Genomic DNA, 12668 nt, shown 5'->3' with positions numbered 1-12668 from the left:
ATTTGAACCCTAGAGGGGCTACAAACCCCTGCCGGTTTTCAAGACCGGTGCATTCGACCACTCTGCCATCTCTCCGACGGCGTGCATAATAGATAAAGCGGCCGTGCTTGTGAAGCTTTTTTTTCAAAAAACTGTTTAAGTGATTAAAAAACAATTAATTTGCTCAGCATTAGTACAACAGCGTTTAGATTGTGCGCAACATTGAACTTTTCTATTATTTATCTTGTCTATTGATCCACAATAGTTTGCCCAAATATATAACTCTTGATAGGCTTAGTTCAGTTTAATAATTGGAACTAACGAACGTATAAGTTCATTTAAAGGAGCTCTAACAATGGCGTTTAATCAATCGTACAATACTGCAAGACCAGTAATGTCGACTATTGAAACCAATAAAGTTTTAAAGAATACCTATTTCTTACTGGCGATGACACTGGCATTTAGCGCAGTGACAGCAGGTATATCAATGGCAATGAATCTACCTTATTTTATGGGGTTAGTATTTAGTTTGATTGCATTCGGTGTGCTTTTTGTTGTTAACAAAAAGGCTGACAGTGCTTCAGGTGTTGCTTGGGTATTTGTTTTCACAGGTTTAATGGGCGCAGGACTTGGTCCAATGCTTAACTACTACGCTGCAATGCCAAATGGCCCTATGCTTATTATGCAAGCGTTAGGCTCTACTGCGTTAATCTTCTTTGGTTTGTCGGCTTATGCGCTTACCACTAAAAAAGACTTCTCATTCATGGGTGGCTTTTTAACTGTGGGTTTAATCGTGGTTATTATTGCAAGCCTAGTTAACTTATTTATTGGCAGCTCAATTACCTTTATGGTTATTAATGCTGCAGTTGTGCTAATTATGTCTGGTTTAATCTTATTTGACACTAGCCGTATCATTAATGGCGGCGAGACTAATTACATCCGCGCAACAGTTGCTTTATATCTGAACGTGTATAATTTATTTACGTCTCTTCTTCACCTACTTGGTGCAAGTGATGACTAATTAAATAGTTCTGCTAAAATAGCCCCTTTCTAGGGGCTTTTTTATTGGATGCGTTTTGGCACAATTTGTACTTTCACTTCATACCGCGCCGACCAATCACGACACAACTCAACGGCTAATTAAATTTGCACAGGCCTGTCTTGACTCTGGTCACTCAATTGCAGCTATCTTTCTTTATCAAGCTGGTGTTTACCACGCAAGTAACCATTTAGAACTTGCCAGCGACGAGCTTCCAATTAATCGTTTGTGGCAATCGTTAAGTGAGCAAGAGATCCCTCTATTGCTATGTGTCACTGCTGCTGAAAAGCGTGGCTTAGATATCGATAACACAGGCATGTTTACCGTTGCTGGGCTTGCAGAATTTGCGATGCTTGTCAGTGAAGCGGATAAATGGGTGCAATTTAAATGAAAAACATTTTAGTAATAAGCCAACATAGCCCATTTGACGATCAACATATTCGTGAATCACTCGACACCACACTAATTTTTGCTGCTATTGAACAAAACATTAGTTGGCTTCTAAGTGGTGAGGCTGTTTTAGCTTTGAAAAAAAATCAACAACCAGAGCAACTTGGCATAAAAAACTATTTTAAAACCATTAAAACCCTTGAGTTATACGATGTTGAAAACATATATGTATGTGAAAAGTCGTTGATGGATTTTAACCTTCCAGAAGATAGTCTGATTATCGGTGTTAAAGTAGCTAACTTTGAGCAACAGCGAGACTTAATTAGCCAACAGCATCAGGTGGTGACCTTATGAGTACCTTGCATATTTTTTCAAAACCCTTAGCTCACTATTGCAATAATATGTTGGCAAATTTAATTTCTTCAGAAGATACAGTACTACTTGTTAGTGACGCTTGTTATAACAACATGCAGTTTAAGCAGTTCTCTTCAGCAATTCATTTACTTGAAGAAGATGCTGCAGCCCGTGATATTTCATTTAATCAAGGCGATATCGCAATAAACTACGCGCAGTTTGTAGAAATGACTTTAAACGCAAAAAACACGATTACTTGGTAAACCATGCTTGAATTTAATAACAAACAGATAGAAACAGACAAACAAGGGTATTTACTTGATTCAAACGATTGGTGTGAAGAGCTTGCACCCATTATTGCTGAGCAAGAAAACATTACCTTAAGTGAGCAACACTGGGAAGTTGTGCATTTTGTGCGTGATTTTTACGTAGAGTACAACACCAGCCCTGCAATACGCATGCTGGTCAAAGCAATGGCCCAAAAGCTAGGTGAAGAAAAAGGTAATAGCATGTATTTGTATAAGCTATTCCCTAAAGGCCCAGCAAAGCAAGCGACTAAAATTGCAGGTTTACCTAAACCGGCTAGGTGTATTTAATGGTTAATAAAGCCAATAGCAAACCACGCCGCAGCAGCGGTCGAACTTATTCAAGGCCTACTCAAAAACGCCAAGTTAAAAAAACAATTAGCCCTGAGCAGCGCAAAGTGGTGCTATTTAACAAACCATTTGATGTGCTTTGCCAATTTACCGATGATCAAAACCGCAAAACGCTTGCCGACTTTATTACTATTAAAGACGTGTATGCAGCAGGACGCCTAGACAGAGATAGCGAAGGGCTGTTGCTCCTTACTAACTGCGGTAAATTACAACACACACTCACTGAACCCAATAAAAAAACAGCTAAAACTTATTGGGTGCAAGTAGAAGGTGATGTTACTGATGAGGCTATCTTTGCACTTAACAAAGGCGTAGAGCTTAAAGATGGCATGACCAAGCCTGCCAAGGTTAGGCGTATTGACGAGCCGTCAATTTGGCCGCGTACCCCGCCCGTTCGCGAGCGTAAAAACATTCCAACCAGCTGGTTAGAAATATCTATCACTGAGGGCCGTAATCGCCAAGTTCGCCGTATGACAGCGCATGTTGGCTTCCCTACTTTGCGATTAATTCGTTACAGCATTGGTAACTATACCCTTGATGGATTAGAGAATGGCCAGTTTAAAGTAGTGAACAACCCTGATGCATAAACCCAATGTCACAGTGGCCGCCATCGTCACATGCCAAGACAAATTTTTACTTGTTAAAGAGCGCGATAAACACACAGGTGATATTTGCTATAACCAGCCTGCGGGTCATTTAGAAGCCAATGAAACCTTAGCAGAAGCAGCTCATCGCGAACTTATTGAAGAAACGGGCATTAGCCTTAATGCCAATCACCTTGTTGGCATTTATAATTTGCATGCCGCAAATGGCGTTCACTATATGCGTTTTAGCTTTGCTTTTAATAGCCCAGAGCTATTTGAACCATCTCCCCAAGATGATGACATTCTTAGCGCAGATTGGTTTAGCCTTGAACAAATTAAAAACCTGCCGCTAAGAAGCCCTTTGGTTTTAAAATGCATTGAAGATCATTTAGCTGGTAAAGCCTACCCTCTTAGTTTGATTTACCAATAACCGCTGTGATTTTGGCTGGTTTGGGCGTCTAAAAGCATGCTATAATATCGGCCTTTCCATAGCAGTTAAAAAATGACAGCGAATATTATGAGCGAAAATAGTCACATTAAAGTCATCGTGGGTATGTCCGGCGGTGTTGATTCTTCTGTATCAGCGTATTTATTAAAGCAACAAGGCTATCAAGTTGAAGGCCTGTTCATGAAAAACTGGGAAGAAGACGATAATGATGAATATTGCGCTGCAGCTGAAGACCTACAAGACGCACAAGCTGTGTGCGATAAGCTAGGTATTGAGCTTCACACTGTAAATTTTGCAGCCGAATACTGGGACAACGTGTTTGAATACTTTTTAGCAGAGTACAAAGCAGGTCGTACACCAAACCCAGACATCATGTGTAATAAAGAAATCAAATTCAAAGCATTTTTAGAATTTGCAGCACAAGCACTGGGTGCTGATTACATTGCTACTGGCCACTATGTTCGCCGTGAAAAGCGCGGTGATAAATATGTCATGTGTCGTGGCCTTGATGACAACAAAGATCAAAGCTATTTCTTATACACTCTAAGCCATGAGCATATTGCGCAAACACTTTTCCCTGTTGGCGATATTGCTAAGCCTGAAGTACGCCGCATCGCTGAAGAGCAAGACTTAATCACTCACGATAAAAAAGACAGTACCGGTATCTGTTTTATTGGTGAGCGTAAATTTAAAGACTTCTTACAAAAATTCTTACCAGCACAGCCAGGTAAAATTGAAGATACCGATGGCAATGAAGTGGGTGAGCACGAAGGCTTGATGTACCACACACTTGGTCAACGTAAAGGTCTATTAATTGGCGGCATGAAAGAAGGTTCGGGTGAACCTTGGTATGTAGTTGATAAAGACGTTGATCGAAACGTATTAGTGGTTGGTCAAGGTAAAGACCACCCTCGCCTGTACAGCAATGGTTTAAATGCAAACCAGCTTCACTGGGTTGACCGCGAAGGCCCTAAAGGGACCACACGCTGTACTGTTAAAACTCGTTATCGCCAAGAAGATATCAGCTGTACTTTACTTGTTGGTGAAGATGGTATGGCACGCGTATTATTTGATGAGCCACAAAAAGCAGTGACACCGGGCCAATCAGCCGTATTCTACGCTGACGAAGTATGTTTAGGTGGTGGTATTATTGATTCGGTGATCAAATAATGACAGAGCACCAAGTCATGGCTTTAGCTGCCATGTGTCAAGTTGCTAAACAAGTACAAAAAGTTGCGCAATATGGCCAAGGCAGTGATCACGAATTAGAAAAATTACTAAACTGTATTGTCGAAACATCACCAAATAGCCCTGAAGACGTGTACCAGGGTAAACATAATTTACGTGAAGGCTATCGCATTTTGATTGCACAGCTTTCTGCCGGCGCAGACAAAGACGTCGAAATCGTAAAATATGTGGGTGGTTTAATGCAATTAGAACGTGCATTAAGTTCAAAACAAAACAGCTTAAATGAATTAGGTCGTCGCATTGATGATGTTAAACGTCGCCTCGACCATTTTGCTATCACAGATGATACTGTAGTAGCAGCGCTTGCTGATATTTACTCATCGGTGCTAAGCCCCCTTGGGCATCGTATTCAAGTGTATGGCAAGCCAGAGTTATTAAAACAGCAGCTCACGCAAAACAAAATTCGTGCCCTATTATTGGCCGGAATTCGTAGTGCCGTGTTATGGCGACAAATGGGCGGTAAACGCCGTCACTTTTTCTTTGCAAAAAGAAAAATCCTCGCCATTGCTAAACAATCAATTTAATTATCGTTCAAACTAGACAATTTAGGAGTCATTATGGAGCTTTCAGCGTTAACCGCTATCTCTCCGGTAGATGGTCGCTATGGCAGCAAGACCACGGAACTACGCAGTATTTTCAGCGAATTTGGTTTAATCAAATACCGTGTAACTGTTGAAGTTCGTTGGTTACAAGCTTTATCTGCAGCTAGCGCAATCAAAGAAGTACCGGCATTTAGCGACGAGGCTAATGCTTTACTTAATGCCATTGTTGATAACTTTAGCGAAGCTGATGCAGCACGCGTTAAAGAGATCGAGCGCACAACTAACCATGACGTAAAAGCAGTTGAATACCTACTTAAAGAAAAAGTAGCTGATAACGCAGAGCTTAACGCAGTTAACGAATTCATTCACTTTGCATGTACTTCAGAAGACATCAATAACTTGTCTCACGGTTTAATGCTTACCGAAGCACGTGACAAAGTATTACTTCCATACTGTGACCAACTTCTAAATGCATTAAAAGAAAAAGCTGTTGAGTACAAGTCAGTTGCGATGATGACACGTACCCACGGTCAACCAGCTACCCCTTCTACAATGGGTAAAGAGTTTGCAAACGTCTACATGCGCTTAAAGCGTCAACGTGACCAAATTGCTAACGTAGAAATGTTAGGTAAAATCAACGGTGCTGTAGGTAACTACAACGCTCACCTAAGTGCATACCCAGATTACGATTGGCACAGCCACGCTGAGCAGTTCGTAACGAGCCTAGGTTTAACATTCAACCCGTTCACAACACAAATCGAGCCACACGATTACATTGCTGAGTTATTCGATGCAGTTGCACGTTTCAACACTGTATTACTTGATTTTGACCGTGACGTTTGGGGCTACATTGCACTTAACCACTTCAAACAAAAAACAATCGCAGGTGAGATTGGTTCATCAACTATGCCTCACAAAGTAAACCCGATTGATTTTGAAAACTCTGAAGGTAACTTAGGTATTGCTAACGCTATCTTTACTCACCTTGCGCAAAAACTACCTGTTTCTCGCTGGCAACGTGACTTAACTGACTCAACAGTGTTACGTAACCTAGGTGTTGGTATGGGCTACACACTTATCGCTTACCAAGCGACATTAAAAGGTGTTAGCAAGCTTGAAGTAAACGAAGAGCGTTTATTAGCAGAACTAGACCAAAACTGGGAATTACTAGCAGAGCCAATTCAAACGGTTATGCGTAAATATGGTATCGAAAAGCCATATGAAAAACTTAAAGACCTTACTCGTGGTAAGCGCGTAAACCAAGAAATCATGGCTGATTTCATCGATGGTCTTGAGTTACCTGAAGAAGCAAAAGTAGAAATGAAAAAATTAACTCCGGCTAATTACATTGGCCGCGCTGTTGAGTTCATCGACAACTTAGCTTAAATTCAAATTAAGACTTAAAAAAGCGAAAGGCCTTCCTTTCGCTTTTTTTATATCAATTCGCTTAGGTCATGTTATGTATCAATTAACCATCAATTCATTAACCCAAGAGCAATTTTTAGCTGAGTATTGGCAGAAAAAACCATTACTTATAAAGCAAGGCTTCAAGGATTTTTCAGATCCGATTGAACCCGAAGAATTGGCCGGTCTTGCCATGGAAGAAAGCATTGAATCACGTATTGTGACCAATCACTCAGATGATTGGCAAGCATACCATGGTCCTTTTGAAGACTTTAACTTGCTAACTGAAAAGCACTCAACATTACTGGTGCAAGCAGTTGACCATTGGCATAGCGATGCAGCACAACTACTGGAGCCATTTCGCTTTATTCCAAACTGGCGTATCGATGATTTAATGATCAGCTACTCTACCCCGGGAGGTGGCGTGGGTCCGCATTTAGATCAATACGACGTGTTTATTATTCAAGGTGAAGGAAAGCGCCACTGGCGAGTTGGTTTACCTGATGCGAACTTAAAGCAATTTGCACAAAATAAGAGCCTGTTACAAGTTGAGCAATTTCCTGCAGTGATCGACTGTGTGTTAGAGCCGGGAGATATTCTCTATATTCCACCAGGTTGCCCACATGAAGGTTACGCAGTTGAAAATGCACTTAATTACTCTGTAGGTTTTAGAGCGCCAAATCAACGCGATTTATTATCACAATTTGCCGATCACCTCATCGATACTGAGCTTGGTAATCAACGATATGGTGATGCAGAGCTTAAGTTGCGTTCATCTAAAGGTGAACTTAACCAAACTGAAGCAGAAAAAGTAAAGCAACTTATGATTGCTGCGATTAATGATGACGCAGTATTCAAGACTTGGCTTGGTAACAGTATGAGTCAGCCAAAACATGACATGGATTTAGCGCCTTTAGAGGAGCCATATACACTAGATGACGTAAATGACTTACTTAATGATGAGGACGTTGTTTTTGAGCGTTTAGGTGGTACCCGTGCCATTTATCAAGTAATTGACGATAAAATACTTTTAAGTATTAATGGTGTTAATTATATGCATGATTTAACTGACCTTGAATTAATAACAAAGCTCACAGATCAAACCTACTTGACCTCTGCTGACATAAATAGTTCAAAAAATAATCACATTTTCTTGAAAACCTTTACTACACTTTTAAATGAGGGTATTTGGTTTTGTTAGGAGCGTGTGTTTATGAGCTATCAAATAGATGAAGTTGAATGGAGTATCGACAAGGAACTCTTACAACAGATCAGAGAGCGAGTATTTGTATGCGAACTACATATTCCTAAAGACATTGAGTTTGATCATTTAGATAAAACAGCACATCACGTACTCGTGACCGACGAGTGTAAATGCCCAGTTGCTACTGGACGTTTATGTAATGATGGTCTCATTGGGCGAATTGCTGTTTTACCTGAACATCGTAACCGTTCGGTTTACAAATCATTATTGAATTACTTAGTAGGCATGGCTGAAAAGCAAGGTTGTGATTGCGTCAGCATTAATTGCATATTGAACGAAGTAGATAGATTTAAACGAAATGGCTTTTCGGCTGATGGCTTAGTATTTATGGAGGCTGGTATTCCAAGGCAGCGAATGCTCTGCCCTATTAAGCAATTTGATACGCGGCCATTCACTTTGGTGCATTAAGGTATATGTTAAATAAAAAAGCTGAATAACATTATTCAGCTTTTTTATTAGAAGTTATGCAGGCTCGTTTTGCCACATTTCTTCTTTTTCAAATAGCTCATATAAACCATGAGCACGGTTGATTAACAGGTTAGCAAAATCAACTTTGGTTTTATCTACCGCACCTGATTGCATTAGCTGATCAGCCTTCATTTGCCACTGCATTGAGAAATAACGTAACACTTCACGTGCATTATTTGCTGCACTTGCTTCAGCGTGATCGGTAGGTAAACGACCCGTGATCACCCAATAGCTCTTACCGTTTTGTGCTTTAAATTTCCAAATCGCTACTAATGGGGCAATAAAACGGCTTTCTTTTTCTACAACAGTTTGCGGAATAACGCCTTTTTCAGCTAAATGCTTTTGTGCATTTTGGAAACATTCTCTTTGCCAAATAACACTTTGTTTTTGCGCTTCGGCTTGTTCTTCTGGTGTTAATGGTCTTGCTTGTTTTTGTTCCATGGTGGTTACTCTTTTACAACATTTCTGACACTTTAAGGTTTAAAATGGCGCTGTGCAAGTGTTTACGGGCAATCAAAGAGCATTTTAATTTACTTGCGTACTATTCAGTCAACTCAGAAAGAAGAGTTAGGCTCTGTTAAGAATTGCAGCTCTTCAGCTGTTGATTCTCGACCTAAAATTTTATTGCGATGTGGGTAACGACCGAACCTATCAATAATCACTTTGTGTTTTAGTTCAAATTCATAATTACTCATGCCTTTAAACAATTGCTCAGCTTGCTGATGAATGACTTTCGATTCACTGTGCATAAACGGCATATAAATAAACGCAGCTTGAGAGCCAGGTAATTTTTTATCAAAGCCAAGTTCAATTGCTCTTTGCGCTAAGCATAGTGCTTGTGGGTCTTGGCTAAACGCTTTCACCGTATTACGATAAATATTGCGTGAAAACTGATCTAACACGATAATTTCAGCTAAAGAGCCTTGAGCATCAACTCGCCAGTCAGCATGTTCGCCAGCGATAACCTGCAAAAGGCATTCTGAAAACTCACGTGTAATTAAGGCATCAACTTCCTCCGATTGCTGATACCAAGCTTCTGGGCCTAATTCCTCAAACCAAAAATCGATAATCCTTTGCTTATCCATAAACACTCCTTAATTACCAAGAACTTTTGCAGGATCAACTCGGGTTGCTTGCCACGCAGGATATAAGGTAGCCAAAATAGCGAGAACAAAGGTAACAATCACCGTTATAACAATATCTTGCCAAACTAGTTTACTGGGTAAAAACTCAATAAAATAAACCCCTTGTAACGGGTTATCGCCAAATAAGTTACTTGCCCAAGTGAACAGTTCACTGATGTTTAACGCAAGCATCACACCGATAACTGTGCCTAAGATCACACCAATTAAAGCTTGTGTAAAACCTTGCATTACGAAGGTTGCTAAAATGGTGCTATCTTGTGCGCCCATGGTTTTTAAAATTGCGATATTTGCCTGTTTTTCACGTACTTCCATCACTAATGACGAAACAATATTAAAACTCGCTACCGCAATTATTAAAAACACCACGATATACACAATAGTGCGAACCATTTGAATATCTTGATATAAGCTACCCTGAGTTCTAAACCAACTCGAGACATAGACATAATCAGGAATAACTTGCCCCACACGCATCGCCGTTTGATGGGCTGCGAACACATCAGCTACTTGTAATCGTAAACCGGTTACTTGGTTTTGCTCAAAACTCAACACACTTTGCGCTTTATCAAGGCGAATGAAAGCCGCTGTTTCATCAATTGGGCCACCCATTTTTATAATACCCGCAAGATTCAAGCTAACACGCTTTGGCGCCAATAAAGTGTTACTTTGCTGGTTTATCTGTGGGATTAATAAGGTAACTGGGTCGCCAATTTTAAGGCCCAATCGGTTAACAATTTGTTGGCCTAAAAGCACATCTTCTTGTTGTAGCTGGCTAACTAAACGCCCTTCTGTAAATTGGTTTAACGCCGACACTTGGTTTTCAAATTCAGGGCTTACACCACGCACTTCAACTGCTTTTAACTCACTTTTATATTGCGCCATGCCGTTGACACTAATAAACGGCGCAGCACCTGTTACACCGGCTTGAGAGCGCAGTAGTGTAACTTTTGACTGCCAATTATTGATTGGTTTGTTAGGGGCAACATATTCAACCTGAGGTACAACCGATAAAAGCCGATGTACTAGCTGCTGCTCAAAACCATTAATAACTGATAAAGCAACAATTAGCACAGCGACACCTAAAAGTATGCCGATTGTCGATGCTTTAGCGATAAAACTAACAAAACCGTTTTGTCCGTCTTTTTGGCCACTATGGGCACGAAAGCGTTTTGAAATAAAGGCACTAAGCAACATGCTGAGACTCTTTAATTGCAAGCTTACCATCATCTAAATAGGCAATTTTGCCTAGTTTATCTGCAAGTTCTAAATCATGGGTTACCACAACAAAACTGGTTTTTAAGCTAGTATTTAATTCTTTAATTAAATCGTAAATCTTAATTGCGTTTTGTTTATCTAAGTTACCGGTTGGTTCATCGGCAAGCACCAAAGCAGGCTCGGTTACTAATGCACGTGCTATTGCAACCCGCTGCCTCTCACCACCTGATAACGCCGAAGGTTTATGTTCACTGCGATGAGATAACCCTACTTTATCTAGCATGTTACGGGCTTTTTCGGTTGCCGCTTTTGCGCTTAAGCCTTTAATTAATAATGGCATTGCAACATTTTCGATGGCAGTAAATTCCATTAATAGATGATGGAATTGATAAATAAAACCTAAATTTTCATTTCTGAAACTGGCTTGTTGTTTACGGTTTAATTTGGAAACTTGCTGACCTTTAATTTCAACCTTGCCTGAGCTTTCGTTATCTAAGGTGCCTAATATATGCAATAAGGTACTTTTGCCAGAGCCAGAGCTCCCTACGACGGCTAACATTTCGCCTTGTTTAAGTGCTAAATCAACCCCTTTTAATACCGCAACCTCGTTATCGCCATCTTGATAGACTTTATTTAACTGCTGACAATTGATAACTAAATCACTCATAACGTAATACCTCTGCTGGATTCACTTTTGCAGCTTTTCTGGCAGGATACAAGGTAGCTAAAAAGCTCATCGCAATACTCCCTGCGGCAATTAAACTCAAACTCATAACATCAAATTTAACGGGTAAACTCACGCCCGCCAGTAAATTGATGCCTAACATATTCAATAATTCATTAATGTTGCTACTTAATAGCACACCAAGTAACGCACCAATACTGGTACCGATCAGGCCGTTATATAAGCCTTGGATCATAAACACGTGCTGCACTTGTAACGGAGTTAAACCCAATGTTTGTAAAATAGCGACTTCACTTTGCTTCTCACTGACCATCATGGTTAATGCTGAAACGATATTAAACACCGCAACGAGCACGATTAAGCCAAGTAACATCGACATAATGCGCTTTTCCATTGCCACAGCGGCAAATAGTGTGCCTTGGCTAGCTCGCCAATCAGTCACTGTGTAATCGTTTAAAATAGCTAACTGAGATTGCAATACTTGCTCAACAGCAAATGGGTCATACAGCGATACACTCAAATTAGGGGCTGCTGATTTTGATAGTTTTAAAACTCTGCCTAACGAATAGCCACTGGTAAATGCCAATGACATATCAATTTCTGACTGTGTTTCATACAGTGCAGCAACGGTAAACAAGCGCTGACTAGGTACTCGACCAAGGGGGGTATATGAACTGGCATTAGGCATGATCACCCGTACTTTATCCCCAAGCGAAATACCCAATTTTCGACTCAAGTAGCGGCTAATTGCAATATGGTAGTTGCTGTCCATTACTTGTGACCAATTGCCGGCAACAATTTTATCTTTTACGTTATAGATGGAGCTTCCTTCATCATAGAGCCCTTGTAACAACACACCATGCAAATCTTGGTTAGTTTGTAAAATGGCTTCGCCATGGCGGTATAGGTTAACTTGTTTAACATCTTGAGAATTTGCTAGTTGCTGCTTTAACTGCAACATGGTTTCTTTCGAGTTATCTTCGGCTGATACTTCAATATGGGGAATTAAACCAAGCATGTTGGTTTTAAGGTTATTTTCAAAGCCATTCATTACTGAACTGACTGTAAACAAGGCCATTAAACCAATAGCAATGCCCGCGATAGAGAAAAATGAAATAAATGAGATAAAGGCATTGCCCTTTGAGGAGCGACTATATCTCAGCCCTATAAAAAGGCTAACAGGTTGAAACATAATAAATTATGGGTATTCCAAGGGCTAAATATGCGCTCATGTTAGCATAGATTTA

General features: G+C 40.3%; 17 protein-coding genes. 12 read left to right on the top strand and 5 right to left on the bottom strand.

The features are described 5' to 3' along the window. Positions 1–334: 334 nt before the first annotated feature. The 12 genes from EXT43_RS13285 (at position 335) to EXT43_RS13230 (ending at position 8316) form a co-directional block, all read left to right on the top strand. Complete coding sequence (locus EXT43_RS13285) at positions 335–1000, top strand: Bax inhibitor-1/YccA family protein (protein ID WP_062564480.1); 666 nt, start codon at positions 335–337, stop codon at positions 998–1000. A 55-nt stretch (positions 1001–1055) separates the two neighbouring features. Then, on the top strand, positions 1056–1409 hold the full coding sequence (gene tusD, locus EXT43_RS13280) for a sulfurtransferase complex subunit TusD (RefSeq protein WP_130167181.1): 354 nt from the start codon (positions 1056–1058) through the stop codon (positions 1407–1409). Then, positions 1406–1762, top strand: coding sequence for a sulfurtransferase complex subunit TusC (tusC, locus tag EXT43_RS13275; RefSeq protein WP_130167180.1), 357 nt, complete (start codon positions 1406–1408; stop codon positions 1760–1762). Before tusD ends, tusC begins: the two co-directional genes overlap by 4 nt. 47 nt (positions 1763–1809) lie before the next feature. Then, the gene (locus EXT43_RS13270; RefSeq protein WP_235591819.1) at positions 1810–2025 is read left to right on the top strand and encodes a DsrH/TusB family sulfur relay protein; all 216 of its coding nucleotides are present in this window, start codon (positions 1810–1812) and stop codon (positions 2023–2025) included. A 3-nt stretch (positions 2026–2028) separates the two neighbouring features. Then, positions 2029–2358, top strand: a complete 330-nt coding sequence (locus EXT43_RS13265; protein ID WP_054561599.1) for a TusE/DsrC/DsvC family sulfur relay protein — start codon at positions 2029–2031, stop codon at positions 2356–2358. Continuing rightward, positions 2358–3005, top strand: a complete 648-nt coding sequence (locus EXT43_RS13260; RefSeq protein WP_130167179.1) for an rRNA large subunit pseudouridine synthase E — start codon at positions 2358–2360, stop codon at positions 3003–3005. The genes EXT43_RS13265 and EXT43_RS13260 overlap by 1 nt, the downstream gene beginning before the upstream one ends. Then, positions 2998–3432 carry an NUDIX hydrolase gene (locus tag EXT43_RS13255; protein WP_130167178.1) on the top strand — a complete coding sequence of 145 codons (435 nt, stop codon included), beginning with the start codon at positions 2998–3000 and terminating at the stop codon, positions 3430–3432. Before EXT43_RS13260 ends, EXT43_RS13255 begins: the two co-directional genes overlap by 8 nt. A gap of 87 nt (positions 3433–3519) precedes the next feature. Next, positions 3520–4620, top strand: coding sequence for a tRNA 2-thiouridine(34) synthase MnmA (gene mnmA, locus EXT43_RS13250; protein WP_130167192.1), 1101 nt, complete (start codon positions 3520–3522; stop codon positions 4618–4620). Continuing rightward, on the top strand, positions 4620–5222 hold the full coding sequence (gene hflD, locus EXT43_RS13245; RefSeq protein WP_054561602.1) for a high frequency lysogenization protein HflD: 603 nt from the start codon (positions 4620–4622) through the stop codon (positions 5220–5222). Before mnmA ends, hflD begins: the two co-directional genes overlap by 1 nt. Before the next feature lie 33 nt (positions 5223–5255). Continuing rightward, entirely contained in the window at positions 5256–6626 is a 1371-nt protein-coding gene (gene purB, locus EXT43_RS13240) for an adenylosuccinate lyase (protein ID WP_054561603.1), read from the top strand. 73 nt (positions 6627–6699) lie between these two features. Next, a complete protein-coding gene (locus tag EXT43_RS13235; RefSeq protein ID WP_130167177.1) occupies positions 6700–7845 on the top strand; it encodes a cupin domain-containing protein in 1146 nt (381 codons plus the stop codon). A 12-nt stretch (positions 7846–7857) separates the two neighbouring features. After that, positions 7858–8316 (top strand): GNAT family N-acetyltransferase, encoded by a 459-nt coding sequence (locus EXT43_RS13230; RefSeq protein WP_054561605.1) that lies wholly within the window; start codon positions 7858–7860, stop codon positions 8314–8316. 54 nt (positions 8317–8370) lie between these two features. On the opposite strand, the gene EXT43_RS13225 is transcribed toward EXT43_RS13230, so the two are convergent. The 5 genes from EXT43_RS13225 to EXT43_RS13205 all read right to left on the bottom strand — a co-directional run bounded on the left by EXT43_RS13225 (position 8371) and on the right by EXT43_RS13205 (position 12613). Continuing rightward, a complete protein-coding gene (locus tag EXT43_RS13225) occupies positions 8371–8817 on the bottom strand; it encodes a DUF4826 family protein (RefSeq protein ID WP_054561606.1) in 447 nt (148 codons plus the stop codon). Positions 8818–8930: 113 nt separating this feature from the next. Then, positions 8931–9461: a DUF924 family protein gene (locus tag EXT43_RS13220; RefSeq protein WP_130167176.1), complete on the bottom strand. Its 531-nt coding sequence runs from the start codon at positions 9459–9461 to the stop codon at positions 8931–8933. Positions 9462–9470: 9 nt separating this feature from the next. Then, a complete protein-coding gene (locus EXT43_RS13215; protein ID WP_062564487.1) occupies positions 9471–10715 on the bottom strand; it encodes a lipoprotein-releasing ABC transporter permease subunit in 1245 nt (414 codons plus the stop codon). Next, positions 10705–11403, bottom strand: coding sequence for a lipoprotein-releasing ABC transporter ATP-binding protein LolD (gene lolD, locus EXT43_RS13210; protein ID WP_054551414.1), 699 nt, complete (start codon positions 11401–11403; stop codon positions 10705–10707). Before lolD ends, EXT43_RS13215 begins: the two co-directional genes overlap by 11 nt. Next, positions 11396–12613 carry a lipoprotein-releasing ABC transporter permease subunit gene (locus tag EXT43_RS13205; protein WP_130167175.1) on the bottom strand — a complete coding sequence of 406 codons (1218 nt, stop codon included), beginning with the start codon at positions 12611–12613 and terminating at the stop codon, positions 11396–11398. Before EXT43_RS13205 ends, lolD begins: the two co-directional genes overlap by 8 nt. Positions 12614–12668: the final 55 nt, after the last annotated feature.

The organism is Pseudoalteromonas sp. CO109Y, assembly GCF_004208935.1.
GTDB classification, from domain to species: domain Bacteria; phylum Pseudomonadota; class Gammaproteobacteria; order Enterobacterales; family Alteromonadaceae; genus Pseudoalteromonas; species Pseudoalteromonas shioyasakiensis.
Note: the sequence above shows the minus strand (reverse complement) of the source record. Positions and strands in the feature narration are given on the sequence as shown.